Source organism: Tardiphaga sp. (genome assembly GCF_044340795.1).
Classification (GTDB): Bacteria; Pseudomonadota; Alphaproteobacteria; order Rhizobiales; family Xanthobacteraceae; genus Tardiphaga.
Genome location: NZ_JBIISY010000001.1, coordinates 1 through 26,781 on the forward strand (window position 1 = coordinate 1; position 26,781 = coordinate 26,781).

Here is a 26,781-nt window from a genome sequence, read left to right on the forward strand (position 1 = left end):
CAAGTGCACGGCCGGGACGGTGGGCACGCTGCGCTTTGCCCACCCTACGGCTTCACGCCGTCGCGACCTTTTTCTCCTTCGTGATCGCCAGCACGATCACGGCGGCCACGATGCACAGGGCACCTGCCGCGAAGAAGGCGGGCAGGTAGCTCAGCAGTACCGTGCGCGAGAGACCGGCGCCGAAGGCGGCGGTCGCTGCGCCGAGCTGATGGCCCGCAAAGATCCATCCGAACACGAGGCCGGCACGCTCCGCACCAAACCGCGCGGCGGTGAGCCGGACGGTCGGCGGCACCGTGGCGATCCAGTCGAGGCCGTAGAATAGCGCGAACAGCGACAGGCCGTAGAAGGTGAAGTCGGTGAAGGGCAGCGCCAGCAGCGAAAGCCCGCGCAGGCCGTAATACCAGAACAGCAGATAGCGGTTGTCGTAACGATCCGACAGCCAGCCCGACGCGATGGTGCCGACGAAGTCGAAGATGCCCATGGCCGCGAGCAGGCCGGCGGCTTGCACTTCGGGAATGCCGAAATCGAGGCACATCGGGATCAGATGCACCTGCACGAGGCCGTTGGTGCTGGCGCCGCAGATGAAGAAGGTCGCGAACAAAATCCAGAACACTTTTGTCTTCGCCGCATCGCGCAGTGCGCCAAGTGCAGCGGCCATGATCGGCGCATTGGCCGGCGGCGGCGCCGGCAGCGGATCGGTGCCGGTATCGCCGAACGGGCGCAGGTCGAGATCGCTCGGCCGGTCGCGCATCACCAGCAGCACGGCGATGGCGGCAAATGCGAGCATCACGCACATCAGAGCGAGCGCCCAGCGCCAGCCGACCTGCGCGGTGATGCTGGCCAGGATCGGCAGGAAGATCAGCTGCCCGGTGGCGGCGCTGGCGGTGAGGATGCCGATCACGAGGCCGCGCCGCTCCTTGAACAGCGCGAGGCCACGGTGGCGCCGAGCACGAGGGCCGTCATGCCGGTGCCGACGCCGACGGCGAAGCCCCACAGCGCCACCAGCTGCCAGAGCTCCGTCATGCCGAGCGACAATACGAGGCTGGCCACGACGATCACCAGCGCCGTCAGCGTGACATTGCGTAGCCCGTAGCGGTTCATCAGCGCCGCGGCGAAAGGCGCCATCAGGCCGAACAGCACGAAACGGATCGACATCGCCGATGAGATCTCGGCGGTGCTCCAGCCGAATTCCTTCTGCAGCGGGACGATGAACACGCCAGGCGCGCCGACCGCCGCAGCGCTCACCAGCGCGGTGACGAAGGTCACGGCGATCATCGCCCAGCCATAATGGATGTTGCGGCGGGCGAGGGCGGTCGAAAGCCATCCGGAGATCATCGGAGCGTCCATGTGATGAGGAAGATGATGCTCATCATATGATGCGCTGCGGCAATTGCAAGGGAGGCGGCAATGACCGTTGCGCCGTCATTGCGAGGAGCGTAGCGACGAAGCAATCCAGAAGTCGCACGAAGAAAGAACTAAATTGCTTCGCTACGCTCGCAATGACGACTGGGTTACCGCTTGCGGTTGATGAAATCGCCCATCAACTTCTGCGGTTCGCCGGTCAGATAGGCCTGGCCAAACACGCCGACGCTGAGATCCATGGATTCCTTCAGCGGCAGCTCTTCCCATTGACGCAGCATCGCTTTTTGCGATCTCAGCGCTTCCGGCGCGCATTCCAGCAGGGCGTCGACCAGCTTTTCGATCTCGGCATCGAGCGCGCCTTCGGCGGCCACCACATCCACAAGGCCCCAGTTCAGCGCCGTCGGCGCATCGATGGTCGCGGCCGTCATGATCAGCCAGCGGGCGCGGGCCCAGCCGATCAGCCGCGGCAGCAACGCTGCCTGGATCACCGAGGGGATGCCGACGCGGACCTCCGGCATGGCGAATTTCGCGTCATGCGCAGCCACGCGAAAATCGCAGGCCGCGGCGAATTCGAGCCCGCCGCCGAGGCTCCAGCCGGGAATGCGCGCGATCACCGGGGCAGGGAAGTGCCGCGGTGCGTCGCAAAGCGCGCGCAGGCCCGAGATGAACGTTTCCGCCGAGCGCTGGTCGAGACCTGCCATCTCCTTGATATCGGCGCCGCCGATCATGCTCTTCTCGCTCGCGCCGGCGATGACCAGCACCCGGATGTCGCGATCCGTGGCGAGGCTCTCGATACCTTCGCGCACGTGATTGATGACCGTGGTGCCGAGAATGTTGAGCGATCCCGCATTGCAGATCGTCAGGCGAACAACGCCTCGGGAATCGCGGTCGATGCCGCAATGCGGATTGAGCATGTGCATGGGAGTTTCTCGCCTTTTTCGCCGCCGCGGATCGCCGGTCTTGGGCACACAGGTTCCCTAGCAAGAAGGGGTAAAGTCAAGCGCGCGAGGCGGGACGCGTTGCGCGCAAGACGCAGAGCAATTAATATGATCAGCATCATCTTTTTCGGCGGAACGGACCGGGAATGCGTTACTCCAAAGAGCACAAGGCAGAGACTCACGCCCGCATCGTCAAGAAGGCGTCGGTGCGGCTGCGCGAACGCGGCGCCCATGGCATCGGCGTCGCCGACCTGATGAAGGAGGCCGGTCTGACCCATGGCGGCTTCTATGCTCATTTCGACTCGCGCGAGGCGCTGGTGGTCGAGGCGTTCGACTACGCCATGGACCGCTCCATGACACGCCGGCGGCAGCAGATTGCAGACCTGGCGCCGGAACAGCGATTGGCCCATCTCGTCGACACCTATCTCTCGCCCCAGCACCGCGACAATCCAGGCCATGGCTGTGCGATGCCGGCACTCGGCGCGGAGATCGCGCGCGAAAGCCCGAAGACGCGCCGGGCCTTTGCGGCCAAGCTGGACGACATGATCGAGATGATGGCGGAGCAGTATTCCGGCGATCCCGCAGCGGCGCGAAAACAGGCGATCGCCGCGCTCGCCACCATGATGGGCGGCATCCTGATGTCGCGTATCGCCGGCTCCGGCGAGGTGTCCGACGAATTCCTCAAGGTCGGTCGCGACACCGTGCTGGAGCGTGCCGCGGTGCAACCGGGCGGCAGGCGCGCGACCGCGAAGAAGACCGCCAAAAAGGCGTGAAAATCGACGGCGCGTGCGCGTCTGACACATTGTCGCGGCAGCGACATTTGTCGGGATGCGCGCCGCCTTCGATGGCTTGCATTTTCGCAAAACCGTTGCGCATTCGAGGCCTTTTCAAAGCCGGCAAAGCCTGATCAACATCCCCTCCAAATTGGCACCCTCTGGAGGAACGCATGAAGACGATCGGACATTTCATTGGCGGCAAGGAAGTCGCCGGCACATCTGGGCGTTTCGCCGATGTTTTCGAGCCGATGACCGGCGAAGTGCAGGCCAAGGTCGCGCTGGCCTCCAAGGCCGAACTCCGCGCCGCGGTCGAGAATGCCAAGGCGGCACAGGTCGCCTGGGCCAACACCAATCCGCAGCGTCGCGCGCGCGTGATGATGAAGTTCCTCGAACTCGCCCAGCGCGATTACGACAAGCTCGCCGACCGCCTCGCGCGTGAGCACGGCAAGACCGTGCCGGACGCCAAGGGCGACATCCAGCGCGGCCTCGAAGTGGTCGAATTCGCCTGCGGCATTCCGCATCTCATGAAGGGTGAATACACCGAAGGCGCCGGCCCCGGCATCGACATCTATTCGATGCGCCAGCCGCTCGGCGTCGTCGCCGGCATCACGCCGTTCAACTTCCCGGCCATGATCCCGATGTGGAAGTTCGCCCCGGCGATCGCCTGCGGCAACGCCTTCATCCTCAAGCCTTCGGAGCGCGATCCGGGCGTGCCGATGATGCTCGCAGAACTGATGATCGAAGCCGGCCTGCCGCCGGGCATCCTCAATGTCGTCAACGGCGACAAGGAATCGGTGGACGCCATCCTCGACGACGAGGACATCAAGGCCATCGGCTTTGTCGGCTCGACCTCGATCGCCGAATATATTTACACCCGCGCAGCCCAGACCGGTAAGCGCTGCCAGTGCTTCGGTGGCGCCAAGAACCACGCGCTGATCATGCCGGATGCGGACATGGACCAGGCAGTGGATGCGCTCATCGGCGCCGGCTACGGCTCGGCCGGCGAGCGCTGCATGGCCGTCTCGGTCGCAGTCCCCGTCGGCAAGGCCACCGCCGATCGCCTGATGGAAAAGCTGATCCCGCGCGTCGAAGCGCTGAAGATCGGCACCTCGGTCGATCCGTCTGCCGATTTCGGCCCGCTGGTGACGGCGGAAGCCGTCGAGCGCGTCCGCAACTATGTGGATATCGGCGTCAAGGAAGGCGCGACCCTCGCAGTCGATGGCCGCGGCTTCAAGATGCAGGGCTACGAGAAGGGTTTTTACATGGGTGGCTGTCTGTTCGACAACGTCACCAAGGACATGCGCATCTACAAGGAAGAAATCTTCGGCCCCGTGCTGTCGGTCGTCCGCGCGCATGACTATGAGGAAGCCCTCGCGCTGCCGTCGGATCACGACTATGGCAACGGCGTCGCCATCTTCACCCGCGACGGCGATGCCGCCCGCGACTTTGCCGCGCGCGTCAATGTCGGCATGGTCGGCATCAATGTGCCGATCCCGGTGCCGATTGCCTATTACACCTTCGGTGGCTGGAAGAAGTCGGGCTTCGGCGACCTCAACCAGCATGGCCCGGACTCGGTGCGCTTCTACACCAAGACCAAGACGGTCACCTCGCGCTGGCCGTCGGGTGTCAAGGAAGGGGCGGAATTCTCCATCCCGCTGATGAAGTAAGACGAATACCACGGCCCGGCCGCATCCCCGATGCGCCGGGCCGTTTGCTTTTTGATCCGCAATCAACAAAGAAGGGCGTCATGCAATTCGCTCTCGATGAGGAACAAACCGCTGTCCGCGACATGGCGCGCGATTTCGCCGCCGAGAAGATCGCGCCCTTCGCGCTCAAGTGGGACGAAGACAGGCATTTCCCGAAAGACGTGATGCGCGCCGCCGCCGAACTCGGCATGGGCGGCATCTATATCCGCGACGATGTCGGCGGCTCCGCCATGACACGTTTCGATGCCGCGCTGATTTTTGAAGCGCTGGCGACGGGATGTCCGACCACCTCAGCCTTCATCTCCATCCACAACATGGCGTCGTGGATGATCGACTCCTATGGCAGCGACACGCAGCGTCAGAAATGGCTGCCGCGTCTCTGCACCATGGAGTTGCTGGCGAGCTATTGCCTGACCGAACCGGGCTCGGGCTCCGACGCGGCCGCGCTGCGGACCAAGGCGATGCTCGACGGCGATCATTACGTGCTGAACGGCCAGAAGCAGTTCATCTCCGGCGCCGGCGAAACGGACATCTATGTCGTGATGGTGCGCACGGGCGGCGAGGGCGCCGGTGGTGTCTCGACGCTGGTGGTGGACAAGGACACGCCCGGGCTCTCCTTCGGCTCCAATGAGCGCAAGATGGGCTGGAACGCGCAGCCGACCCGCGCGGTGATGTTTGAGAATGCCCGCGTGCCCGTGGCCAATCGCCTCGGCGCTGAAGGCATCGGCTTCAAGATCGCCATGGCGGGTCTCGATGGTGGCCGCCTCAACATCGCCGCATGCTCGCTCGGCGGCGCGCAGTCGGCGCTCGACAAGTCGCTCACCTACATGAAAGAGCGAAAGGCCTTCGGCAAGAAGCTCGATGAATTCCAGGCGCTGCAATTCCGTGTTGCCGACATGGCAACCGAACTGGAAGCGGCGCGCACCTTCCTCTGGCGCGCAGCCGCGGCACTGGATCGCAAGGATGCCGATGCGAGCATGCTCTGCGCCATGGCCAAACGCTTCGGCACCGATATCGGCTTCGAGGTCGCCAATGAAGCGCTGCAACTGCATGGCGGTTACGGCTATCTCGCCGAATATGGCGTCGAGAAGATCGTGCGCGATCTGCGCGTGCACCAGATCCTCGAAGGCACCAATGAAATCATGCGGCTGATCGTGTCGCGCAAACTGATCGAGGGCGCACGATGAGTAATGGCATGGTGGAGGGCGATCTGATCGCCCGCAAGGAAGGCGCGGCCGGCATTCTGCGGCTGAACCGGCCGAAGGCGCTGAACGCGCTGACGCTGGAAATGACGCGCGAGATCGTTGCGGCGCTCGACAAGTTCGAAGCCGATCCTTCGGTCGCCGTCATCATTCTCGAAGGCGCCGGCGAACGTGGCCTCTGCGCCGGCGGCGATATCCGCGGCCTTTATGACAGCGCCAAAGTGAAAGGCGATCTCGGCAAGGTGTTCTGGCGCGAGGAGTACATCCTCAATGCGCGCATCGCGAAATTCCCGAAGCCTTATGTGGCCTATATGGACGGTTTCGTGATGGGCGGCGGCGTCGGTCTCGCCGGCCATGCCAGCCATCGCATCGTCACCGAAAAGACCAGGATGGCGATGCCGGAAGTGAGCCTCGGCTTCTTCCCCGATGTCGGCGGCACATGGCTGCTGTCGCGCGCGCCGGGCGAACTCGGCACCTATTTCGGGCTGACGGGCCAGAATGCCAATGGCGCCGATGCACTGGCCGCGCGGATGGCCGATGTGTTGATCGACACCAATAACTGGCCTGCGCTGCGTGAAGCACTGACCAGGCTTGCACCGAACACCGATGCGGCCACGGTCATGGCCAAGCTCAAGAGTTTTTCCGCGCCGGAGCAGACCGGCCCGGTCACCGCCCAACGCGCGCTGATCGATCGCGCCTTTGCCCATGACAGCGTCGAGGAGATCGTTACGGCGCTGGAGCAGGACGGTTCCGAATTCGCACAGGCCACGCTGAAGGCGATGGCCGACAAGTCGCCACGCGGCTTGAAGGTGACGCTCAAGCTGTTGCGTCTGGCGCGGGCGTCGTCGTCGCTCGAAGAATGCCTGTCGCGCGAATATCTCGCGGCGCTCGAAGTGTTCGACAGCGCCGATTTCGTCGAGGGCGTCCGCGCCGCGATCATCGACAAGGATCGCAATCCGAAATGGCAGCCGCCTGATCTGAAAGGCGTCACACCCGAGATCGTGGCACGCTATCTGGCGCCGCGCGACGTTTCGCTCACTTTCTGAACGAAAGTCGGATTCCATCAGCGGAGCCGACATTCGATAACAATCAAAACAGACGAGGGCAGGATATGACCAGCATCGCATTTATCGGTCTCGGCAATATGGGCGGCCCGATGGCCGCCAACCTGGTCAAGGCCGGCCACAAGGTGACGGGCTTTGATCTCGTGGAAGCCTCGCTTGCGCAAGCCAAGGCCGATGGCGTTGCCATCGTCGCCACCGCCGTCGATGCGGTGAAGAGCGCCGAAGTCATCATCACCATGCTGCCTGCCGGCAAGCATGTGGTGTCGGTCTGGAGCGAGGTGATCCCGGCCGCCGCGAAGGGCGCGCTGATGATCGATTGCTCGACCATCGACGTGGAAAGCGCTCGCAAGGCCCATGGGCTTGCAGCCGCTCAACAGCTTCCTTCCGTGGATGCGCCAGTCTCCGGCGGGACCGGCGGCGCCAAGGGCGCGACGCTGACCTTCATGGCCGGTGGCGACAGCAAAGCATTTGCATCCGCCAAACCGATCCTCGAAGCGATGGGCAAGAAGATCGTCCATTGCGGCGATGCGGGCGCGGGGCAGGCGGCCAAGATCTGCAACAACATGATACTCGGCATTTCCATGATCGGCGTCAGCGAAGCCTTCGTGCTCGCTGAAAAGCTCGGCCTGTCGCATCAGGCGCTGTTCGACGTGGCATCCACCTCGTCGGGCCAGTGCTGGTCGCTGACCACCTATTGCCCGGTGCCGGGCCCGGTGCCGACCTCTCCGTCGAACAACGACTACAAGCCCGGCTTCGCCGCGGCCTTGATGCTGAAGGATCTCAAACTCTCGCAGGAAGCCGCCAAGGCGGCCGGCGCACAGACGCCGCTCGGGGCGCATGCGGAGAGCATCTACGAGACCTTTGACAAGGACGGGCAGGGCGGTGTCGATTTTTCGGGGATCGTGAACCACCTGCGGAAGCTGGCGAAGTAACGCGGGTTGTCATGGCCGGGCCTGTCCCGGCCACCCAACTTCCTTTCGACATCAATTAAACATGGATGCCCGGGTCAAGCCCGGGCATGACAAAGAAAAACAAACAGGGTGAGGAAGCATGACCACGTTCAAGCAGGCCCGCGCCTTTCTCCTCGAACACCGCACAGACTACGACAAGGCCGTCACCGATTTCCGCTGGCCCGATCCTGTCGATTTCAACTGGGCCCTCGACTGGTTCGATGCCGAACTCGCCCGCGATCCTGCCAGCAAGGATCGTCCAGCGCTGTGGATCGTCGATGCAGCCACCGGCAACGAGACAAAACTTTCTTTTGCCGATCTCTCACGCCGCTCCAATCAGGTTGCAAACTTCCTGCGCGCGCAGGGGCTGACGCGTGGTGATCATCTGCTGCTGCTGCTCGGCAATGTCGTGCCGCTGTGGGAAACCATGCTGGCGGCGATCAAGCTCGGCGTCGTCATCATCCCCGCAACGACGCTGCTGACATCAGACGAATTGCAGGATCGCCTCGATCGCGGCAAAGCAAAACTCGTCGTCGCCGCCGAGGATCAGGTCGCCAAATTTGGCAGCCTCAAGACGGCCGGTGTTGGGCAGATCGTCGTCAACGCATCCAAGCCGCATGACGGCTGGCTCGCGTTCGAGACATCGGCCGATTTCCACGAAACTTTCACACCGGATGGTCCGACCAAAGCTGACGATCCGATGCTGCTCTATTTCACCTCGGGCACCACAGCGAAGCCGAAGCTCGTGCGGCACAGCCAGCGCAGCTATCCCGTTGGCGGGCTCTCCACCATGTACTGGATCGGCCTGCAGCCCGGCGACATCCATCTCAACATTTCCTCGCCGGGCTGGGCCAAGCATGCGTGGTCCTGCTTCTTCGCGCCGTGGAATGCGGGCGCCACCGTGTTCGTGGTCAACCAGCCGCGCTTCGATGCCAAGAGCCTGCTCGTCACCATCGCCCGCTGTGGTGTCACAACGCTCTGCGCGCCGCCGACGGTGTGGCGGCTGTTCATTCAGGAGAAGCTCTCCGACACGAAGGTCTCACTGCGCGATGTCTGCGGCGCCGGGGAGCCGCTCAATCCGGAAGTGATCGAGCAGGTGCAGGCCGCCTGGGGCCTCACCATCCGCGACGGCTACGGCCAGACCGAAACCACCGCACTCGCCGGCAATTCGCCGGGCCAGCCGGTAAAGGTCGGCTCCATGGGCCGCCCGCTACCCGGCTACACGGTGAAGGTGATCGACGCCGACGGCCAGCCGGCGAAGGAGGGCGAGGTCGGGCTCGTGCTGGGCAGAGATCGCCCCGCCGGCCTGATGCAGGGCTATCAGACCGATGACGGCGGTGTCACCGGCGCCAGCGGCGAGATCTATCGCAGCGGCGATGTCGTCTTCGTCGATGACGACGGCTATCTCACTTTCGTCGGCCGCGCCGATGACGTGTTCAAGTCGTCGGACTATCGCATCTCGCCGTTCGAGCTCGAAAGCATCCTGATCGAGCACGATGCCATCGCCGAAGCCGCCATCGTGCCGAGCCCCGATCCGATCCGTCTGGCGATCCCGAAAGCCTATGTGATGCTGGTCGGCAGCGCGAAGCCGGATGCCGACACGGCGCTATCGATCTACACGCATCTGCAGGAGCGGCTTGCGCCGTTCAAGCGCATCCGCCGCATCGAATTCGTCACCGAATTGCCGAAGACGATTTCCGGCAAGATTCGCCGCGTCCATCTTCGCCGCCTCGAGCACGAGAACGATCGCCAGGACCCGTTGCGCGGCATCGAGTTCAAGGAAGAGGATTTTCCCCAGTTGCGCGGCCCCGGCGTATCGGGCGGCTAGGCCAAAAGACGGAGTGCTGGGGGCTTGGCATTGCCGGCCGCTTCGTGGAATCTGCGCGCGCAAACAGGAAGGGAATACCGGAAACGATGATCTCGCGTGAAGCCTATATGGCTATGGTCGGCAAGGAAGTCGGCGTCTCCGAATGGCATCTGGTCGATCAGGCCCGCATCGATGCCTTTGCCACCGCCACCGAGGATCACCAGTTCATCCACGTCGATCCTGCAAAGGCGCGCGAGACGCCGTTCGGCACCACCATCGCGCATGGCTTTCTCACCATGTCGCTGCTCTCGGTATTTTCCTATGAAGCGCTGCCGAAACTGGCCGATGTCGCTATGGGCGTGAATTACGGCACCGACAAGATCCGTTTCATCTCGCCGGTCAAAGCCGGTTCGCGTCTGCGCGGCCGCTTCGTTCTGACGGAAGCCACGCTGCGCAAGCCGAACGAACTCTTCACCCGCACATCGGCCACCGTCGAGATCGAAGGCGAGGACAAGCCGGCGCTGGTGGCCGATTGGCTCGGCCTCGTTTACTTCACCTAAGGAGCACGCATCATGACCATTCGCTTTGACGGCCGCGTGGCCATCGTCACCGGCGCCGGCAACGGTCTCGGCCGCGCCCATGCGCTGGGCCTCGCCAAACTCGGCGCCAAAGTCGTCGTCAACGACTTTGGCGGCGCGCGCGATGGCACCGGCGGCTCGCTGACCGCGGCGGAAACCGTGGTCGAGGAAATCCGCGCCGCCGGCGGCACGGCCATGGCTGACGGCGCCGACGTCTCGAATTTCGAGCAGGTCACCGCCATGGTGGAGAAGGCCACGAAGGAGTGGGGCAGTGTCGACGTGCTCTGCGCCAATGCCGGCATTCTGCGCGACAAGTCGTTCGGCAAGATGGAAGTGGCCGATTTCCAGAAGGTGCTCGACGTGCATCTGGTCGGCACCTTCTATTGCTGCAAGGCCGTGTGGGACGGCATGCGCGCGCGCAACTATGGCCGCATCGTACTCACCACCTCGTCTTCGGGCCTCTATGGCAATTTCGGCCAGGCCAATTACGGCGCCGCCAAGACCGGCATGGTCGGCCTGATGAATGTGCTGGCGGAAGAGGGACGCAAGACCGACATCCGCGTCAACATCGTGTCGCCCACGGCGGCGACGCGCATGACGGAAGAGCTGCTGCCGCCGGAAGCGCTGAAGCTGATGAAGCCGGAGGCGATTACCCCGGCCGTCGAATACATGCTGAGCGAGAATGCGCCGACCAAGACCATCATGGGCGCCGGCGCAGGATCGTTCGCGGTGATCCGCATCCTCGAAAGCGAAGGCAAGAACTTCCCCGAGGATCAGTGGACGGCCGACACGGTCGCGGCCAACTTCGCCGAGATCAGCGACATGTCCAATGCCCGCGTGCTTGATGGCGCCTTCCATCAGACGCAAAAATATGTCGAGCAGGCAGCCAGGAGGCTCGGCCTCAAGATGTGACCCTGTAGGGTGGCAAAGGCGCGCAGCGCGTGCCCACCTTCAAGTGCACGGCTGGTGAAGGTGGGCACGCTTCGCTTTGCCCACCCTACATGATACCCCAGCGGGATGATCGACATTCCGACAAACGAGGTCGCCGTCATCGGCGCCGGTCCAGCCGGCCTGATGGCTGCCGAGGTGCTGGCCAAGGCGGGCGCGCGCGTCACCGTCTTTGACGCCATGCCATCCGCCGGCCGCAAGTTTCTCATGGCCGGCCGCGGCGGCTTGAATCTCACCCATAGCGAACCACTGCCGGACTTCCTCAAGCGCTATGGCGCAGCTGAGAGCAAGCTCACGCCGGCGATCGAAAGCTTTACGCCGACCGATCTACGCTCCTGGAGCGATGTGCTCGGCCAACCCACTTTCATCGGCTCCAGCGGCGGCGTGTCCTTCGCATTTCGCCATCGCTGGATCGGCTGGAGCGCCGATGGTGCGTTACGGTTTGAAATGCCCGAAGGCGAACGGCTTGTTGCGGCCAAAGCGACCGTGCTTGCACTCGGCGGTGCAAGCTGGGCGAAACTCGGCTCCGATGGCGTATGGGTCGATCTGCTCGCTGCGAAGGGCGTCAGCATCGCGCCGCTGCGGCCGGCCAATGTCGGCTTCGATGTCGCATGGTCGGATATCTTCAAGGATCGTTTCGAAGGCCAGCCGCTCAAGGGCATCGCACTGTCCTTCGGTGCGCATGCGGTTCGCGGCGAGGCGATGGTCACGCGTTCCGGCATCGAAGGGGGCGGCATTTATGCGCTGTCCTCGGTCTTGCGCGAGGCCGTGATGACGGATGGCAAGGCCGTGCTGCAGATCGCTTTGCGGCCCGATCTCGATGGCGGTGAACTAACACGCAAGCTCGCGGCCCCGCGCGGCAAGCAGTCGTTCTCCAACTTCTTGCGCAAGGCGCTGCATCTGTCGCCGGTGGCGATCGGGCTATTGCAGGAGATGGCCATCGCGGAAGGCGTGCAATTGGCCGCGCTGGCACCGGAGAAGCTGGCTGCTCTGATCAATGCCGTCCCGATCACGGTCACCGGTGTCGCGCCGATTGCCCGTGCGATCTCCACCGCTGGCGGCATCACCTTCGACGAGATCGACGACGCCTTCATGCTGAAGCGTTTGCCCGGCGTGTTCGTCGCCGGCGAGATGCTGGACTGGGAAGCACCGACCGGGGGCTATCTGCTGCAGGCGTCGTTCGCGACGGGCGTCGCGGCCGGGCAGGGTGTGCAAAAGTATCTCGGATCGTAGGATGGGTAGAGCGCAGGCGCGATAGCGCCGGAGCGAAACCCATCAATCCGTCGTTGCGGCATGCTCGGCCGATGGGTTTCGCTGCGCTCTACCCATCCTACGGCTGCGGCGATTATCTCAGCTTCCCCCGCGCCGCGATCGGCAGCGTGCCGACGATCTCGTCGCCGCGCACCATCACCACCTCGTCGAACATGTTCACCACCACGCAGACATGGTTCGGCACGATCCGGACGACGTCGCCGACATTCGGACGCGTGTTGCTGCGGGCAAGATCGAGGAAGCCGTGCTCCTCGGCAAACTTTGCGATCTTCGCTTCGGGATGTTCGAGGATCAGGCCATAGCCGTCGAGCCCGCCGGTATCCGCCGTCAGCGTCTTCGAGCCGGCATCGAGAATGCCACGTTCGGGGCCGGCACGGCTGACCACCGTGGAATAGACATTCAGCGCGCAGTCGTCCCAGGTGGCGGAGCCGGCGGCCACCTGCATACGGTCGTTATAGATGTAGGTGCCGAAGCGATGTTCGGTCGCGCCCTTGAGCGAGCCGACATTCTTCAGGTTCGGCGTGCCGCCGGTGGAGACGATGGTCGGCTCCAGCCCCTCGGCGCGCACGCCGGCCAGCGCTTCATCAAAAAAGCGCTGCGCATCGGCCCAGCCGTCTTCTGTCGGATAGAGCATGAAGCCCGCAAAACTCAGGCCCTTCGCTGCCTTGATCTCACGCGCGAGCGCGATCGCTTCCGCAGGCGTCTCGACTCCGGCGCGCTTGCGGCCGGTGTCGCATTCGACGACGACATGGAGATCGCGCCCGGAGATCGCAGCGGCTTTCGTGAGGTCGTCGACGACGAAGGAGTTGTCGGCGGCAACGGTCATGTTTGCCTTCGCCTGCAGCGCGCCGAGACGGGCCATCTTCTCGTCGCCGAGCAGGTTGTAGCTGATCAGGATGTCGTCGATCCCTGCATCCGCCATGATCTCGGCTTCGCCGAGCTTCTGGCAGGTGATGCCCTTGGCGCCGGCGTCGATCTGCAGTTTTGCCAGCACCGGACTTTTATGCGTCTTGATATGCGGGCGGTTGGCGATGCCGGCCTCGTCGCAGACCTTCTGGATGCGCGCGATATTGCGCTCGACACGGTCCATGTCGATGACAAGGGCAGGCGTGCCGTAGTCGCGGGCGATCTTGGCGGCGAGGGATGTGGTCATCGATCTCTGGCTCCGGTGCTTCGCCGTCGTCCTTCGAGGCTCGCAATAGCTCGCACCTCAGGATGACGGCTTCCATTTCGTTCGCAACACAAACTCTGCCGTCATCCTGAGGTGCTCGCCCACTTGGGCGAGCCTCGAAGGATGGGCCACAAACTCACGCGTTCTCGATTTCCTCGCGGAGCATTTCCAGCTCCAGCCACTGTTCTTCGGCGTCCGCCAATTCCTTCTGCGCCTTCGACAGCGCAGCACTTGCCGTGTCGAATTTCTTGCGATCCTTGGCATAGAGATTGGGATCGTCGAGATGACGCTGCTGCTTGGCGATTTCGGATTGCAGGTTCGCCATGGTCTTCGGCAGCGTTTCCAGCGCGTGTTTTTCCTTGAAGTTCATCTTGCGCTTGGAGGCTGGCTTGGCCGCAGTCGATGCGCCGCTGCTCTTGGCCTCAGCCACAACCACCTTCGCCTCGCGCTTCAGATCAGCACCGCGCTGCGCCAGCATGTCGGTATAGCCGCCGGCATATTCGGTCCATTTGCCGTTGCCATCCGGCACGATCACCGAGGTCACCACGCGATCGAGGAAGTCGCGGTCATGGCTGATCAGGATCACCGTGCCCTGATATTCGCTCAGCATTTCCTCGAGCACGTCGAGGGTCTCGAGATCGAGATCGTTGGTCGGTTCGTCCAGCACCAGCACATTCGATGGCTTGGCCAATGCGCGCGCCAGCATCAGGCGGCCGCGTTCGCCACCGGACAGCACTTCCAGCGGCGTGCGCATCTGCTCCTGCGAGAACAGAAAGTCCTTCATATAGCCGACCACATGCTTGAGCTGGCCATTGACCATCACATGGTCGCCGCGGCCGCCGGTCAGCGCTTCCGCCAGCGTGGTCTTCGGATTGAGGCTTTCGCGATGCTGATCCAGCGTGGCCATTTCGATATTGGCGCCGAAGCGGACCGTGCCGGAATCCGGCGGTTCATTGCCGGTCAGCATGTTGATCATCGTCGTCTTGCCGGCGCCGTTGGGACCGACCACGCCGATGCGATCGCCACGCTGCACGCGGATCGAGAAATCCTCGACGATCTTGCGATCGCCATAGGTGCGCGAAATGTTCTTCGCCTCAAAGATCAGCTTGCCGGACTTTTCCGCCTCTGCAGCGGCGAGCGTCGCATTCCCCTGGGCGCCGCGATAGTCGCGGCGCTGCGCGCGCAGCTCATGCAGGCCGGCCAGGCGCTTGACGTTGCGCTTGCGGCGGCCGGAGACGCCGTGGCGCAGCCAGTGTTCTTCATTGACGATCTTGCGGTCCAGCTTGTGCTGGTCGCGCTCTTCTTCCGCCAGCACCTCGTCACGCCATTCCTCGAAGGCACCGAAGCCGCGATCGATCTGGCGGATCTGGCCGCGATCGAGCCAGGCGGTGGAGCGCGACAGATTGGTGAGGAAGCGGCGGTCATGGCTGATCAGCACCAGCGCGCAGCGCCGCGAGGCGAGTTCACTTTCCAGCCATTCGATGGTGGTGAGATCGAGATGGTTGGTCGGCTCGTCCAGCAGCAGGATGTCGGGCTCCGGCGCCAGCACGCGGGCGAGCGCCGTGCGGCGCGCTTCGCCGCCGGAGAGGTTTTCCGGATTCTCCTGGCCGGTGAGGCCGAGCTGCTCGAGCAGATATTGCGCCTGATAGTGATTGTCGCCGTCATGCATGCCCGCCTCGACATAAGCGAGTGTGGTGGCGAAGCCTGAAAAGTCCGGCTCCTGCGGCAGATATTGCACGGTGGCGCCGGGCTGCACGAAGCGGCTGCCATTGTCGTTGTCGACAAGGCCGGCGACGATTTTCAGCAGCGTCGATTTGCCGGAGCCGTTGCGGCCGATCAGGCAGAGACGGTCGCCCTGCGACACCGTGAGTTCGACGCCCTTGAGCAGCGGCGTGCCGCCGAAGGTCAGCGAGATGTCCTTGAGCTGGATGAGCGGAGGAGCCATGACGTCAGTTCAACTTTGCTTGGGCGCGCTGGCAGCCTGATCGCGCTGGATGCGGCGGATCGTCTGGTCGAGCGCGGAGAGAAAGGCCGAGCGGTCGCGCGGCGCGAAGGATTTGGGCCCGCCGGTGATTTCGCCGGTGGAGCGCAGGTCGGTCATCAGGTTGCGCATCGCCAGCGTCATGCCGATGGATTGTTCGGTGAACGGTTTTCCATTCGGCGCGATGACGGCGGCGCCGGATTTGACGCAGCGGCTTGCCAGCGGGATGTCGGCGGTGATCACCACATCGCCCTTGGTGGCGCGTTCCGCGATCCAGTCATCCGCAGCGTCTATGCCGGAGCCGGCGGCGATGCATTCGATCATCGGATCCTGAGGCACCCGCAGCCAGGTTCCTGCGACCACGCTGACCGGCAGGTTGAAACGCGCGGCGACGCGATAGATCTCGTCTTTCACCGGGCAGGCATCGGCGTCGATATAGATGCGGGTATTCAAGTGGTGCCTGTGCTCCGGATGTCACAACGCCGGCGGTTCCGACTGCCTCGCCTTGCCTCGCGCGGGGTGAGGGGTATCATCTCCTGAAAGCGAATACCAATCTTCGCGAGCGTTCGGGAGGGAACATGACACAGCGGATCACGCCCTATCGCGTCGAGGCCTTCAACACGGCCAAGCAGTCCGAAAATAAGATGCATGACGACACCGTGGCGCAGAAATTCGGCTTTTCCGGCGGTCTCGTCCCGGGCGTCGACGTGCTGGCCTATATGGTGCATCCGGCAGTTGCGCATTGGGGCCGCGAGTTCCTGGAGCGCGGGCTGATCGAGGCACGGTTCATCAAGCCGGTCTATGACGGCGAAACCGTCGATGTGACGGCCGAGACTGCCGGCGAGGGCCTGAAACTGGCGGTGGAGGGCAAGGGTGATATCCGTGCCACGGGTTCTGCGTCGCTGGCGGCTTTCCCCGTGGTTCCGGCGCTGGACGATTTTCCGGATACGCCGGCGGTGGCGAAACGTCTGCCGGTCAATCCGGATTCCTACGCCCAGGACAAGTGGCTCGGCACCGCGCCGCGGGTGTGGCCGGAGGACGGGCTCGCGGAATATCTGGGTGAGGTGCGCGAGACCGAGGAAATGTATCTCCGTGACGGTCTCGTCCATCCCGGTGTGCTGCAGCGGATCATGAACAAGGTGTTGGTGGACAATGCCATCCTCGGCCCGTGGATCCATGTCGGCAGCCGGATGCAGCTCCTGGCTGCAGCCTCCGTCGATGACGAGCTGGTGGCGCGGGCCAAGGTGACCGGCAATTACGAGAAAAAGGGCCACCGCTTTGTCGAGCTGGATGCACTGGTGGTCGCCAATGGCGTGACGCCGGTGGCGCATTGCCAGCACATCGCGATCTATCAGCCGCGCGAGGTCGTGGCGGCGTAGCTCTTTTCCCTTCCCCAAGCGGCGAGGCCGCGGCGGGGAGGGTGGATCAAAGCGAGCGTTCAGCGAGCTTTGAGACGGGTGGGGTCTATCCCCACGTGACGTCATACCGCGGGGATAGACCCCACCCCCGCCTATCGGCGGACCCTCCCCATTCGCTTCGCTCCGGGGAGGGAGATCATCGGCCGCGTCGATTCACACCACCGTCAGCGACCGCGCCACCGCGGTCTTCACCCGCGTGTCCATTGGCTCCAGCTCGGAGCCGAAGGCATCGACGAGATAGCCGTCACGGCCGACCAGATATTTGTGAAAGTTCCAGCGCGGCAGGTCGCGCGGACGCGCCTCGGCGGCCCATTTGTAGAACGGGTGCGCGTTCGGACCCTTCACCACGGTCTTGGCGGCGATGGGAAAGCTGATGCCGAAACGGCCACGGGCGATATCGTCGATCTCGTGCGGCCCGCCGGGCTCCTGATTGCCGAAATCGTTGGAGGGCACGCCGATCACCATCAGCCCGCGGTCCTTGAACTCGGTCCAGAGCTCCTGCAGGCCGGCATATTGCGGGGTGTAGCCACATTGCGAGGCGGTGTTCACCACCAGGATCGGCTTGCCGGCATAGTCCGCGAGCTTGATGTCGCCGCCCTTCAGGCCCGGGAAGGAAAAGCCATAGGCGGTCATCCGGCTGGTCTGGGCGCCCGCGCGTGACAGGGCCGCAGCGGCAGCTGCGCCGCCGAGCAGCGTTGTCAGCAGATGTCTGCGGTTGATCATGGCGCGCCTCGTTCGTCGAATGCCGGCAGGGTGATCCCGCCCGCAGCTGACGTCAACAGGCCGCATCAGCGCACGATCCCGAAAAGTGGTGTCCGGTTTTCGGACAGGATCATGCGCCAGAAAACTAGCGCATCGGCACCACGAATTCGGTGCCCTGGCCGGTTTCGCCGCCGGCCTTGATGCTCTGGTCGGAGACGATGATCGAGCCACCGGTGGCGATCGCCTCGGCGATCTGCGCCATGGCATCCTCCGGAATGTTGATGCGATCGAGCGCCTCGGCGGCGCTGCCTGCCAGCGGAGGCGCTTCCGCGGCGGCAGCCTGCTTGCGGCCGGCGGCAGCACGATGCGGAACCGAGGGGAGCGAGACTGCGGTCCAGTGAATGCTCTTCGCCTCATCCTTGTCGATGCGCGCCGTAAAGATATGCGTGCCGAGCGGACGATCGCTCGGCTTGATCGTGATGTCGGTCTCGAACAGCGGCGAGAAGTTCTGCCGCACATAGAGCTTGCCGTCCTTACCGCTGATCAGCACGGCGATCTGGCCGGTGCGCTTCGGCGACGTATCCGGCGGTGGCGGGATATCCACGGCATCCAGCTTGGCCGTCTCAGGCCTGGATTCGGGTTTTGCGTCGATCTTTTCATCGACCTTGGGCGCATCGGCCAGCGGGGACTTCGGCGGCAGTTGCCCGGCGCGGGCTTCAGGCGCCGTCTTGTTTTCCGATACCGGCGCGTCGGCGATTTTCGCCGCCGCCGCATCGACGTCCTGGCGCGTCACGCGCGCCGCATCGTCGGTCTTTTTCTCGGTAGGCTTTGCACTATCCGTGCTGGTCGCGGGCATCTGCGCCATCGCCGAACTTGCATCGGACAGCACCGGCTTCGGCCGATCACCGATCGCATTGGTGGCATCCGCCGTAACGGTCTTGCTGCGCTCGGCGGACGTCGCCGGCTTGAGGCCGAGATCGTCCGGCTTCATCTCGGTCGTCCTGCCATCCGGCTTCGCGGCCGCAGGCTGCTCGTCCTTTGGCGCGGCCATCGGCGCAACAGCGGCGGGCGCCGGCTTCTGCGCAATCAGTTGCGGATGCGAAAACTCCGTCGGCGAAACCTCGCCGGGCGTGATGATCACGCGGGCGCCCATGCGGGTCCAGGCCCACAACTTGGTGGAGAACGCCATCGGCATGCGGATGCAGCCATGGGACGCCGGATAACCGGGGAGTGCGCCGGCATGCAGTGCGATGCCGGACCATGTCACGCGCTGCATATAGGGCATCGGTGCGTTGCTGTAGATGTTCGACTTATGCCACTTGTTCTTCTGGATGATGCTGAAGACGCCGGTCGGCGTCTCATGGCCCTTCATCCCCGTGGAGACCTTGGATTCCGCGAACAGGCCGTTGGCGTCGAACACCCGCAGGGTCTGCTTGTCGATGGAGATCATGATGACGACCGGGCCGACCGGCTTGGCATGGGCCTTCGCCGCTTTCTCAAGCGCAGCGCCTTGCTGCTTCAGCCGGTTGTCGCGCTGGACCTGTGGCGGCACCGGCGGCGGCATCTGCTCCATCATGCGCGGGCGCATCGGGTCTTCATCAAACCAGAACACCGCATGCGCCGGTGCCGCCACGCCGAGCGTGAAACTCGCCAGCAATGCCGCTTGCAACAGGTGACGCGGGGACCATGTGTGACGCGAAATGGAAGTGCCGCTCAAGAATGTGCGCTTGCCGGAAGCGCTCCCCGAAAACTGAACAATCGTCACGCTGAAAATTCCTCGAAACTGTCTCGAAGCGTTAGTGTCGCAGGCGCAAAAGGCGTTCACCGGCGGGGCGAATCGCGCCGCTGCAGACTTGAGCCCAGAGGGTAACAAAAAACACTCACATTGGATTAACGCGGGCACCTGCGGTCTACCGCCGCGCCGTGCAATCGCTACATATGCGGTGTGAGACACGGAGAGTTGAATGTCCTTGATCGGTTCTAGCTTTCGCTGCGGTTGGATGCGCGCGGCCGCGCTCGCATTGGTCGCCATGGCCATCGGTGCCGGCAGCGTCGCGCAGGCGGCTGACGAGCCCGACCTGATCTTTCGCCGCTCCACCGTTTTCAAATGGCTGAGCCCGAACGACAAGCTTGCCACCTATGGCGTCGATGATCCGGAAGTCGAAGGGGTGGCGTGCCACTTCACCGTGCCGGAAAAGGGCGGCTTCAAGGGCTGGCTGGGTCTGGCCGAGGAAGTCTCGGACATTTCACTGGCATGCCGGCAGATCGGCCCGATCAAGTTCAAGGCCAAGAGCGATCAGGGCGAGGACATGTTCCGGCAGCGTCGCTCGCTGTTCTTCAAGAAGATGCAGATCGTGCGAGGCTGCGACGCGAAGCGAAACGTGCTCGTTTACATGGTGTATTCCGACCGGATCATTGAAGGTTCTCCGAAAAACTCGACGTCGTCAGTGCCGATCATGCCGTGGGGACAGGCCGACACGGCCGTTCAGAAATGCGGTGAGTTCATCAAGTAGCGGTCAGCCCGCTTGCAGCGCCGCCTGTTCGCGGCGCAGCCGGTCCCAGGACGCTGCCGTCGACACCGCCGGTCCGCGATAGCCGACGAGGCGCACCAGCTGCTGCTGCGAACTCTCATTGTCGCGCAGGCAGCGCGGCGGCTGTTGCGAAATAGCGTTCGGCTGGGTTGCCGCAGGCGCAATGGTCAGATTGAGCTCGATGGTGTCGATGATGCGCTTGTCGTCATTCTCCGCCACGGCGGCTGTCCTTCTGTCCAGAGCAGTGGAAACGCGCAACTGCCTGAAATAGTTGCAGCCCGTCATGTCGCAGGCCGGTTAAAGCGCAGCACGGTTAAGCTCGGGTGACGTCGGCGTGACCTTTTGACGGCGATTGTTTCGTCGCGCCGGTTCCGACGAAACAGATCAGGCGACCGACGAAACCATTTCGCGCTTGGCACGCAGGGCGGTCGAAACGGCAGCTGGCTATCAATGCCTTGGGACGCCGCGAACGGCGCCGCTCTCGGGAGATGCCAGATGCGCTTCGCCAGTCTCATCCTCGCTGTTGCCCTGATGGTCGCCGGCCCGTCGCTGGCGGGATCGGCTGATGGCGGCCTCCCACATGTCGGTAGCTTCACCTTCCATGGCACGTCCGTGGTGGCGCCAACGGTGACGGCGGTGGCGTTGGTGCGCTGAGCTGTCGCACCAGCCGGGAGAACAGGAAAATCGGTAAGAAAATCGGAATGACCAAAGTCAAAAGTCACGCCATCGCGGTCCTCGCTGTCGTTGTCGCCGGCCTCGCCGGCCTCGCCGGGCAGCCTGCGCAGGCCCAGTTCTGGGATTCCTCCGGCCTCCGGAAGCTGACCGATCGGCGTGTCGAATTCGTGCGTCAGTGTGTGCCGCATATGGTCGGCCGCTGGGCGCATCCAGACAGCGTCTGCACCTGCCTGCATGATCATGCCGTTGCGAGTGTCGAGGATCAGGACCTGCGCGAGGCGCTGATGCGCGGCATCAGCGAGCGCGGCGTGCCGAGCATCGAGAAAGACTGGGTCCCGCCCGCCAAGCAGCAACTTATCAGCGCGACTTTCAGTCAGATCGCCAAGCCGACATTGCAATGTATGTATGATCCGGTGCTGGATTGATCGCTCCATAAATCTGATCGCGTGTAGGAGGTATAATTTACTTCCACACCTCTGCGGCGAAGCTAATCGTTGCGGCGAACAGGGGTTGCGCGCTATCTTTCAGCGGGGAATGCAGTGCCGGAGGCCTCTGGAATGCATGTTTCAGGGGACATTGATGACAGGCGACGGTCGGTTGAAGGGCAAGGTGGCGATTGTCACCGGTGCCGGTTCGCGTGGCGACGGTATTGGTAACGGACGCGCCGCGGCCGTGCTGCTGGCTCGGCATGGCGCGAAGGTCGCACTGGTCGACCTAAATCCGGACTGGGCCGAAGAGACAGCGCGCCTCGTCGCCGCCGAGGGCGGCTCCTCCCAGATCTATGACGGTGACGTCAGCGACCCCGCCACCTGCGAGGCCATTGTCGAGCGCACCATGGCAGGCTTCGGCCGGATCGATATTCTCGTCAACAATGTCGGGATAACCGGGCCGCGCGGCGACGCCATCGAGGTCGATGTCGGGTCCTGGGACGAGGCGATGCGCATCAATGTCGCCTCCATGATGCTGATGTCGAAATATGCGATCCCCGAGATGGTGAAGACCGGCGGGGGCTCGATCATCAACCTGACATCGGTGGCAGGCCTGCGCGGCGGCCATCCAAGCCTGCTCTATCCAACCTCGAAATCCGCCGTGATCGGCCTGACCCGGGCCATGGCGGCCCATCACGGCCGCTGCGGTATCCGCGTCAATTGCATCGCGCCCGGCACGGTCTACACCCCCATGGTGGCGTCGCGCGGCATGAGTGAAGAGATGCGGATGGCGCGCGCCGGCGTGACGCTGCTCGGTACCGAAGGCACCGGCTGGGATATCGGTTACGGCGTGCTGTTTCTCGCCAGCGACGAATCCCGCTGGATTACCGGCATCACACTGCCGATCGACGGCGGTACGAGCTCAGGCGAAAGCAATATCCCTGTGCCCCCGAGCGAGCCGTCGAAACACTAAAGATGATCTCGATACACGAACATCAGGACGTCACTCAGCCGGCCGCTGGAGTCCACGTACGAGAGCGGGATGTTCTGATCACCGAAAGTCCGGCCAATGACGCAGGGCGGTTTCTCGCCTCAGCGCCGTGATCCTGCGCGCGGCACGCATTTCTTGACGCGGGCGACGTTGCCATTGCCGGCGAGTGTTGCGCCCATGACTTCCTTGATCTGGCCGGTGGGGCAGGAGCCGTCATCCACCCAGATGCGCTGGCCCAGGCGCAGATCGACGATGTCTTCCTCGCGCGACACCTGGTCGACCGCGAAAGCCGGTGAGGCGACGGTTACGAGTGCGAGAATGCCGAAGGCGAGGGCCGTGCGCATGGAATGGTCCGTTATTTGTTCTGCACCTTCAGGCCATCGGGCCCGACATTGATCTGCAGGCCCTGCGGCTCCTTCTTCTCCTGATAGAGATTGTAGCCGAGCACGCCGATGCCGACGACGAGGGCGCCAATGATCAGGAAGAGGATGTTGCGGTTGCCGGACATGAGGTCTCCGTGGGGCCGTTGGTGATGCAAATTACGGACGCGCACCCGATTCTGAAAGCACGCGGCCGTTCCCCATAATTACGATCCCCCGGCAACGGTTCCACGACGTCGCTTCGTCTTTTGGTGGAAGCGCGCGGTTGTCGCCGATGCTTTTGCAAGTGTCGTCGCAGCGGCCACGAGCTTGCGGATAGGGTGGCCGGAAAAGCCGAGCACGAAGCCGGGCGCGGGACGGGCGCGCAGATAGGTGTCGGCAAGCAGCCAGCCTTCGACATCCGCGGAAGCCTTGGCATCTGCGGCGATCTGCAACGGCGTCGTTGATGCGAATTTCGCGACCAGATGCAGGCCCTGGGACGGGACGGGGACCGTGAGTTGCCCGTCTGATGCATCCGTCAAGGTTTGCGCCAGCGCATCGCGCGCTTCCCGGTAGCGACCGCGCATCTTGCGCAGGTTCGCGGCGAAGGCGCCGGAATTCAGCATGTCGGCGATGGCGCCTTCCATCATCGTGGCCGGGAAACGATCCATCGCGGCGCGCGCGGCTGCGACCGGGCCGATGAGGCTTTCAGGCAGGGCGCAGTAGCCGATGCGCAGGCCGGGAAACAATGTCTTGGCGAAGGTGCCCATATAGACGACGCGGCGCAGGTGATCGATGCCGGCCAGCGACAGCAATGGTGCGCCGTCATAGCGGAATTCACTGTCGTAATCGTCTTCGAACACGAAGGCATTGGCCTCGCGCGCCCAGTCGAGCAGCTCCAGCCGCCGCGGCATCGCCATCTGGACGCCCAGTGGAAACTGGTGCGACGGTGTCACGTAAGCAGCACGTGCACGCGGCGCGGCTGCGCGTCCCTTGTCGACGATCATGCCGTTGTCATCGACCGGTACCGAAACAGGGCGGCCGCCATAATGCTCGATGGATTTTCGCGCGGCGGGGTAGCCGGGATCCTCCACCCAGATCTGTTCGCCGGGTTTGAGGATGGCCGAGAGCACGATGCGCAGGCCATGCTGGGTCCCCGACGTCAGCATGACCTGGTCCGGGTCGCAGCGCAGGCCGCGCGCCGAGAGCAGGTGATTGGCGATGGCGATGCGTAATTCACGGCTGCCGCGTGGATCGCCGTAATGCAGGTGCTCGCTGCCGAAGGCGCGCATGCGGCGGCCGACAAAGGCGCGGAAGCGGCGCAGCGCCGTTTCGTCGATGTCGGTGCAGCCGAGCGCCAGAATGCCGCGCTGGGGTTCGGCGATGGCGATACGCTTCGCTGCCTTGTCAGAAACGGCCGACGGAATGCGTTCGGCCACGAAGGTGCCGGAGCCGACGCGGGCCACGGCAAAGCCATCGGTGATCAGGCGCTCATAGGCATCGGTGACGGTGTTGCGACGAAAGCCGGTCTGTCCGGCGAGATGCCGCGACGGTGGCAGCGCTTCGCCGGGCTTGGCCGTGCCGGATGTGATGGCATGGCGAAGGGCCTGATAGAGGCGATCGGGCGCGGGGGCCTGCCTGTCGATATGGGCGCCATCGAGATCGAGCGGCAATGCGTGCGGGCCCGCCGATGTCGATTTTCCTGCACGAGAATTGGTCGGAATTTTTTGCATGGAATTGGCACTATCGCAGACCAATCTGGGAGCTACAACTGTTTTGAACACTTCCAGATCATGGGGACATGTTGTGAGCACGGCCGAACTGAAGACGACTGACGAGACTGCGCCATCCTATCCGCTCACCGCCCGCAACCGCGTGAAGCGGCGGCACGATCGTGGTTTCTACGACCACGAGACCGTGCACAAGATTCTCGACGCGGCGATGATGTGCCACGTCTCCTATGTCATCGATGGCCAGCCTTACTGCACGCCGACCTTCTTCTGGCGCGAAGGCACGAAACTCTATTGGCACGGCTCCAGCGCCAGCCGCATGCTGAAGAACCAGACCGCGCATCAGCGCGTCTGTCTCACCGTCGCCTTTCTCGACAGCCTCGTGCTGGCGCGCTGTGGCTTCAATCACTCGGCCGACTATCGCGCGGTGATGGCCTTCGGAAATGCCTATCTCGTCACCGATCCCGCGGAGAAGGATCGTGCCGGCATCGCCATGGTCGATCGCTTCTTCCCCGATCGCACCGCGAGCCTGCGCGCGACCACGGCGCAGGAGATGAAGGCGACGTCCTTCATCGCGATGGAGATCGAGGAAGCCTCCGCCAAAATCCGCGCCAAGGGCGTGGCGGATGACGATGAGGACTACGAGTTGCCGATCTATGCCGAGCGCATTCCGGTAAAGACCGTGATCGGCGCACCGGAGCCGTGCCCGCGTCTGCTGCCCGGTGTCGAGCGTCCTGCATCGCTGCAGATTTTCAGCGAGGGCCGGTTGCTTGATGACGCGCTGACCGATGCCTATGCGCTGGAATATCCGAACGGCTGAAGGCTACGGCCACAACGCCTTCACAATGGCATCGAGCCCATCGGTCAGAGCCGCTGGTCCCGGTTGCAGGATCAGCGGCGATTTGATCTCGATGATGCGATTGTCGCGCACGGCTGGAATGTCACCCCATCCCGGCCGTTGCCTGATCCGCTCGGTCGCGACTTTCTTGCCGCACCAGGAGGCGAGGATGACATCCGGCATGGCCTCGCGGACCTGATCCTGCGACACGATGCGATCCCTGGCGGATTTCTGAAAACGCATTTGCGGAAACACGTCGATCCCGCCGGCGAGTTCGATCAGTTCCGACACCCAGCCGATGCCGGTGATGAGCGGATCGTCCCATTCCTCGAAATAGACGCGCGGTCTGGCCTGCCGCAAGTTTGCCGCTGTGTTGACGCTGGAAAGCCGCAACGAAAGCTGCGTCACCAGCGCTTCCGCGCGTGTTTTGGCGTCAACCAGAGCGCCCAAAGTGCGGATCATCGCGAGAATTCCGACAATGTCGCGCTGATTGAACACATGCACGGCGACCCCGGCGCGGGTCAGTGCAGCGGCAATCTCGGCCTGCAGATCCGAAAAGCAGAGCACCAGATCGGGCTCCAGCGCGAGAATTTTGGGTACGTCCGCAGATATAAAAGCCGATACCCGCGGCTTCTCCCGCCGCACCTGCGGTGGCCGCACCGCATAGCCGGAGACACCGACGATGCGGTCCTGTTCACCGAGCAGATACAGTGTCTCTACGGTTTCTTCCGTGAGGCAGACAATGCGTTCGGGCGGGAAGTGGCGCATCGCATCGCTATGCCGCGGAAACAGGGACTTGTCACGGCACCCCGCATCCGTCTCCATGGGCCATCAGTCCGCGCCACGACGGACGATCATACAGGGGAGACAACATGACGCCGCTCGACAAGATCAAGTCCGTATCGATGCCGTTTTCGGTATCCATGGGCGTCACCTTCATCGAGGCCGAACTCGACCGCGTGGTCGCCACCATGCTTGTGCGCGAGGACCTGTGCACCGCGCGGCATACCATTCACGGCGGGGCCGTGATGGCGTTGGCCGATGCGGTGGGGGCTGCGGCCACGGTGGTCAACCTGCCGGAAGACGCGAAGGGCACCACCACCATTGAAAGCAAAACCAATTTTGTCAGCGGCGCGGCTGCCGGCATCACGGTGCGCGCCACGGCGACCCCGATCCATCGCGGCCGCCGCACCCAGGTCTGGCAGACCCGGATCGAAACGGAGCAGGGCAAGCTGGTGGGTGTCGTGACACAGACACAACTCGTGCTCTGACGCCATGGAATGGTGAATTTCCATTAACTTCCAAGCTGTTGCATAGCTCGCCTGCGGCAGGTGCGGTCTTGCCGCAGGTGTTC

27 protein-coding genes and 1 pseudogene are annotated in these 26,781 nt (G+C 63.6%); 16 read left to right on the top strand and 12 right to left on the bottom strand.

What is annotated here, in order from left to right:
• Positions 1-52 precede the first annotated feature (52 nt).
• A pseudogene (locus ACIQ17_RS00005) lies at positions 53-1,335 on the bottom strand (MFS transporter).
• Between the two features lie 176 nt (positions 1,336-1,511).
• A complete protein-coding gene (locus ACIQ17_RS00010) occupies positions 1,512-2,282 on the bottom strand; it encodes an enoyl-CoA hydratase (RefSeq protein WP_398464059.1) in 771 nt (256 codons plus the stop codon).
• A 164-nt stretch (positions 2,283-2,446) separates the two neighbouring features.
• Here ACIQ17_RS00010 and ACIQ17_RS00015 point away from each other — a divergent pair, with 164 nt between their 5' ends.
• The 9 genes from ACIQ17_RS00015 to ACIQ17_RS00055 all read left to right on the top strand — a co-directional run bounded on the left by ACIQ17_RS00015 (position 2,447) and on the right by ACIQ17_RS00055 (position 12,564).
• The gene (locus tag ACIQ17_RS00015; RefSeq protein ID WP_398464061.1) at positions 2,447-3,073 is read left to right on the top strand and encodes a TetR/AcrR family transcriptional regulator; all 627 of its coding nucleotides are present in this window, start codon (positions 2,447-2,449) and stop codon (positions 3,071-3,073) included.
• A gap of 173 nt (positions 3,074-3,246) precedes the next feature.
• A complete protein-coding gene (locus tag ACIQ17_RS00020; protein WP_398464063.1) occupies positions 3,247-4,743 on the top strand; it encodes a CoA-acylating methylmalonate-semialdehyde dehydrogenase in 1,497 nt (498 codons plus the stop codon).
• Between the two features lie 80 nt (positions 4,744-4,823).
• Positions 4,824-5,969, top strand: coding sequence for an isobutyryl-CoA dehydrogenase (locus ACIQ17_RS00025; protein WP_398464066.1), 1,146 nt, complete (start codon positions 4,824-4,826; stop codon positions 5,967-5,969).
• Positions 5,966-7,030, top strand: coding sequence for an enoyl-CoA hydratase/isomerase family protein (locus tag ACIQ17_RS00030; protein ID WP_398464068.1), 1,065 nt, complete (start codon positions 5,966-5,968; stop codon positions 7,028-7,030). Before ACIQ17_RS00025 ends, ACIQ17_RS00030 begins: the two co-directional genes overlap by 4 nt.
• A gap of 65 nt (positions 7,031-7,095) precedes the next feature.
• Positions 7,096-7,980 carry a 3-hydroxyisobutyrate dehydrogenase gene (mmsB, locus tag ACIQ17_RS00035; RefSeq protein ID WP_398464070.1) on the top strand — a complete coding sequence of 295 codons (885 nt, stop codon included), beginning with the start codon at positions 7,096-7,098 and terminating at the stop codon, positions 7,978-7,980.
• Positions 7,981-8,098: 118 nt separating this feature from the next.
• Positions 8,099-9,826, top strand: coding sequence for an AMP-binding protein (locus ACIQ17_RS00040; RefSeq protein ID WP_398464072.1), 1,728 nt, complete (start codon positions 8,099-8,101; stop codon positions 9,824-9,826).
• An 86-nt stretch (positions 9,827-9,912) separates the two neighbouring features.
• Positions 9,913-10,365, top strand: coding sequence for a MaoC family dehydratase (locus tag ACIQ17_RS00045; RefSeq protein ID WP_398464074.1), 453 nt, complete (start codon positions 9,913-9,915; stop codon positions 10,363-10,365).
• A 12-nt stretch (positions 10,366-10,377) separates the two neighbouring features.
• Entirely contained in the window at positions 10,378-11,295 is a 918-nt protein-coding gene (locus ACIQ17_RS00050; RefSeq protein ID WP_398464076.1) for an SDR family NAD(P)-dependent oxidoreductase, read from the top strand.
• A 105-nt stretch (positions 11,296-11,400) separates the two neighbouring features.
• On the top strand, positions 11,401-12,564 hold the full coding sequence (locus ACIQ17_RS00055) for an NAD(P)/FAD-dependent oxidoreductase (protein WP_398464078.1): 1,164 nt from the start codon (positions 11,401-11,403) through the stop codon (positions 12,562-12,564).
• Between the two features lie 112 nt (positions 12,565-12,676).
• Here the strand turns inward: ACIQ17_RS00055 and ACIQ17_RS00060 are convergent, their stop codons facing one another.
• The 3 genes from ACIQ17_RS00060 to ACIQ17_RS00070 form a co-directional block, all read right to left on the bottom strand.
• Complete coding sequence (locus ACIQ17_RS00060; RefSeq protein ID WP_398464080.1) at positions 12,677-13,756, bottom strand: D-TA family PLP-dependent enzyme; 1,080 nt, start codon at positions 13,754-13,756, stop codon at positions 12,677-12,679.
• Positions 13,757-13,910: 154 nt separating this feature from the next.
• Entirely contained in the window at positions 13,911-15,719 is a 1,809-nt protein-coding gene (locus ACIQ17_RS00065) for an ABC-F family ATP-binding cassette domain-containing protein (protein WP_398464082.1), read from the bottom strand.
• A gap of 9 nt (positions 15,720-15,728) precedes the next feature.
• Complete coding sequence (locus tag ACIQ17_RS00070) at positions 15,729-16,208, bottom strand: YaiI/YqxD family protein (RefSeq protein ID WP_398464084.1); 480 nt, start codon at positions 16,206-16,208, stop codon at positions 15,729-15,731.
• Positions 16,209-16,333: 125 nt separating this feature from the next.
• Here ACIQ17_RS00070 and ACIQ17_RS00075 point away from each other — a divergent pair, with 125 nt between their 5' ends.
• Complete coding sequence (locus ACIQ17_RS00075; RefSeq protein WP_398464086.1) at positions 16,334-17,134, top strand: hypothetical protein; 801 nt, start codon at positions 16,334-16,336, stop codon at positions 17,132-17,134.
• A gap of 192 nt (positions 17,135-17,326) precedes the next feature.
• On the opposite strand, the gene ACIQ17_RS00080 is transcribed toward ACIQ17_RS00075, so the two are convergent.
• Positions 17,327-17,896 (bottom strand): glutathione peroxidase, encoded by a 570-nt coding sequence (locus ACIQ17_RS00080; protein ID WP_398464088.1) that lies wholly within the window; start codon positions 17,894-17,896, stop codon positions 17,327-17,329.
• A 124-nt stretch (positions 17,897-18,020) separates the two neighbouring features.
• Complete coding sequence (locus ACIQ17_RS00085; protein WP_398464090.1) at positions 18,021-19,544, bottom strand: L,D-transpeptidase; 1,524 nt, start codon at positions 19,542-19,544, stop codon at positions 18,021-18,023.
• Between the two features lie 331 nt (positions 19,545-19,875).
• On the opposite strand from ACIQ17_RS00085, the gene ACIQ17_RS00090 reads away from it, so the two are divergent.
• Complete coding sequence (locus tag ACIQ17_RS00090) at positions 19,876-20,388, top strand: CreA family protein (protein WP_398464223.1); 513 nt, start codon at positions 19,876-19,878, stop codon at positions 20,386-20,388.
• A gap of 3 nt (positions 20,389-20,391) precedes the next feature.
• On the opposite strand, the gene ACIQ17_RS00095 is transcribed toward ACIQ17_RS00090, so the two are convergent.
• Positions 20,392-20,625 carry a hypothetical protein gene (locus ACIQ17_RS00095; RefSeq protein WP_398464092.1) on the bottom strand — a complete coding sequence of 78 codons (234 nt, stop codon included), beginning with the start codon at positions 20,623-20,625 and terminating at the stop codon, positions 20,392-20,394.
• 276 nt (positions 20,626-20,901) lie between these two features.
• Here ACIQ17_RS00095 and ACIQ17_RS00100 point away from each other — a divergent pair, with 276 nt between their 5' ends.
• The 3 genes from ACIQ17_RS00100 to ACIQ17_RS00110 all read left to right on the top strand — a co-directional run bounded on the left by ACIQ17_RS00100 (position 20,902) and on the right by ACIQ17_RS00110 (position 22,482).
• Positions 20,902-21,060 carry a hypothetical protein gene (locus ACIQ17_RS00100; protein WP_398464094.1) on the top strand — a complete coding sequence of 53 codons (159 nt, stop codon included), beginning with the start codon at positions 20,902-20,904 and terminating at the stop codon, positions 21,058-21,060.
• A gap of 47 nt (positions 21,061-21,107) precedes the next feature.
• Positions 21,108-21,506, top strand: a complete 399-nt coding sequence (locus ACIQ17_RS00105; protein ID WP_398464096.1) for a hypothetical protein — start codon at positions 21,108-21,110, stop codon at positions 21,504-21,506.
• 154 nt (positions 21,507-21,660) lie between these two features.
• A complete protein-coding gene (locus ACIQ17_RS00110) occupies positions 21,661-22,482 on the top strand; it encodes an SDR family NAD(P)-dependent oxidoreductase (protein ID WP_398464098.1) in 822 nt (273 codons plus the stop codon).
• Positions 22,483-22,601: 119 nt separating this feature from the next.
• Here the strand turns inward: ACIQ17_RS00110 and ACIQ17_RS00115 are convergent, their stop codons facing one another.
• The 3 genes from ACIQ17_RS00115 to ACIQ17_RS00125 all read right to left on the bottom strand — a co-directional run bounded on the left by ACIQ17_RS00115 (position 22,602) and on the right by ACIQ17_RS00125 (position 24,592).
• Positions 22,602-22,844 (bottom strand): DUF6719 family protein, encoded by a 243-nt coding sequence (locus ACIQ17_RS00115; RefSeq protein WP_398464100.1) that lies wholly within the window; start codon positions 22,842-22,844, stop codon positions 22,602-22,604.
• 11 nt (positions 22,845-22,855) lie between these two features.
• On the bottom strand, positions 22,856-23,008 hold the full coding sequence (locus tag ACIQ17_RS00120) for a hypothetical protein (RefSeq protein ID WP_398464102.1): 153 nt from the start codon (positions 23,006-23,008) through the stop codon (positions 22,856-22,858).
• Between the two features lie 78 nt (positions 23,009-23,086).
• Positions 23,087-24,592 carry a PLP-dependent aminotransferase family protein gene (locus ACIQ17_RS00125; RefSeq protein WP_398464104.1) on the bottom strand — a complete coding sequence of 502 codons (1,506 nt, stop codon included), beginning with the start codon at positions 24,590-24,592 and terminating at the stop codon, positions 23,087-23,089.
• A 73-nt stretch (positions 24,593-24,665) separates the two neighbouring features.
• Between ACIQ17_RS00125 and ACIQ17_RS00130 the strand changes: the two genes are divergently transcribed.
• Complete coding sequence (locus ACIQ17_RS00130; RefSeq protein ID WP_398464107.1) at positions 24,666-25,409, top strand: pyridoxamine 5'-phosphate oxidase family protein; 744 nt, start codon at positions 24,666-24,668, stop codon at positions 25,407-25,409.
• A gap of 3 nt (positions 25,410-25,412) precedes the next feature.
• On the opposite strand, the gene ACIQ17_RS00135 is transcribed toward ACIQ17_RS00130, so the two are convergent.
• Positions 25,413-26,195, bottom strand: coding sequence for a cobalamin-binding protein (locus tag ACIQ17_RS00135; RefSeq protein WP_398464225.1), 783 nt, complete (start codon positions 26,193-26,195; stop codon positions 25,413-25,415).
• Positions 26,196-26,299: 104 nt separating this feature from the next.
• Here ACIQ17_RS00135 and ACIQ17_RS00140 point away from each other — a divergent pair, with 104 nt between their 5' ends.
• A complete protein-coding gene (locus ACIQ17_RS00140) occupies positions 26,300-26,698 on the top strand; it encodes a PaaI family thioesterase (protein WP_398464109.1) in 399 nt (132 codons plus the stop codon).
• Positions 26,699-26,781 lie beyond the last annotated feature (83 nt).

Excerpts from the sequence above, each read along its gene's own strand:
- ACIQ17_RS00010 (WP_398464059.1), bottom strand. The coding sequence starts at position 2,282 with ATGCACATGCTCAATCCGCATTGCGGCATCGACCGCGATTCCCGAGGC.
- ACIQ17_RS00015 (WP_398464061.1), top strand. The coding sequence starts at position 2,447 with ATGCGTTACTCCAAAGAGCACAAGGCAGAGACTCACGCCCGCATCGTC.
- ACIQ17_RS00020 (WP_398464063.1), top strand. The coding sequence starts at position 3,247 with ATGAAGACGATCGGACATTTCATTGGCGGCAAGGAAGTCGCCGGCACA.
- ACIQ17_RS00025 (WP_398464066.1), top strand. The coding sequence starts at position 4,824 with ATGCAATTCGCTCTCGATGAGGAACAAACCGCTGTCCGCGACATGGCG.
- ACIQ17_RS00030 (WP_398464068.1), top strand. The coding sequence starts at position 5,966 with ATGAGTAATGGCATGGTGGAGGGCGATCTGATCGCCCGCAAGGAAGGC.
- mmsB (WP_398464070.1), top strand. The coding sequence starts at position 7,096 with ATGACCAGCATCGCATTTATCGGTCTCGGCAATATGGGCGGCCCGATG.
- ACIQ17_RS00040 (WP_398464072.1), top strand. The coding sequence starts at position 8,099 with ATGACCACGTTCAAGCAGGCCCGCGCCTTTCTCCTCGAACACCGCACA.
- ACIQ17_RS00045 (WP_398464074.1), top strand. The coding sequence starts at position 9,913 with ATGATCTCGCGTGAAGCCTATATGGCTATGGTCGGCAAGGAAGTCGGC.
- ACIQ17_RS00050 (WP_398464076.1), top strand. The coding sequence starts at position 10,378 with ATGACCATTCGCTTTGACGGCCGCGTGGCCATCGTCACCGGCGCCGGC.
- ACIQ17_RS00055 (WP_398464078.1), top strand. The coding sequence starts at position 11,401 with ATGATCGACATTCCGACAAACGAGGTCGCCGTCATCGGCGCCGGTCCA.
- ACIQ17_RS00060 (WP_398464080.1), bottom strand. The coding sequence starts at position 13,756 with ATGACCACATCCCTCGCCGCCAAGATCGCCCGCGACTACGGCACGCCT.
- ACIQ17_RS00065 (WP_398464082.1), bottom strand. The coding sequence starts at position 15,719 with ATGGCTCCTCCGCTCATCCAGCTCAAGGACATCTCGCTGACCTTCGGC.
- ACIQ17_RS00075 (WP_398464086.1), top strand. The coding sequence starts at position 16,334 with ATGACACAGCGGATCACGCCCTATCGCGTCGAGGCCTTCAACACGGCC.
- ACIQ17_RS00080 (WP_398464088.1), bottom strand. The coding sequence starts at position 17,896 with ATGATCAACCGCAGACATCTGCTGACAACGCTGCTCGGCGGCGCAGCT.
- ACIQ17_RS00090 (WP_398464223.1), top strand. The coding sequence starts at position 19,876 with ATGCGCGCGGCCGCGCTCGCATTGGTCGCCATGGCCATCGGTGCCGGC.
- ACIQ17_RS00100 (WP_398464094.1), top strand. The coding sequence starts at position 20,902 with ATGCGCTTCGCCAGTCTCATCCTCGCTGTTGCCCTGATGGTCGCCGGC.
- ACIQ17_RS00105 (WP_398464096.1), top strand. The coding sequence starts at position 21,108 with ATGACCAAAGTCAAAAGTCACGCCATCGCGGTCCTCGCTGTCGTTGTC.
- ACIQ17_RS00110 (WP_398464098.1), top strand. The coding sequence starts at position 21,661 with ATGACAGGCGACGGTCGGTTGAAGGGCAAGGTGGCGATTGTCACCGGT.
- ACIQ17_RS00115 (WP_398464100.1), bottom strand. The coding sequence starts at position 22,844 with ATGCGCACGGCCCTCGCCTTCGGCATTCTCGCACTCGTAACCGTCGCC.
- ACIQ17_RS00120 (WP_398464102.1), bottom strand. The coding sequence starts at position 23,008 with ATGTCCGGCAACCGCAACATCCTCTTCCTGATCATTGGCGCCCTCGTC.
- ACIQ17_RS00125 (WP_398464104.1), bottom strand. The coding sequence starts at position 24,592 with ATGCAAAAAATTCCGACCAATTCTCGTGCAGGAAAATCGACATCGGCG.
- ACIQ17_RS00135 (WP_398464225.1), bottom strand. The coding sequence starts at position 26,195 with ATGCGCCACTTCCCGCCCGAACGCATTGTCTGCCTCACGGAAGAAACC.
- ACIQ17_RS00140 (WP_398464109.1), top strand. The coding sequence starts at position 26,300 with ATGACGCCGCTCGACAAGATCAAGTCCGTATCGATGCCGTTTTCGGTA.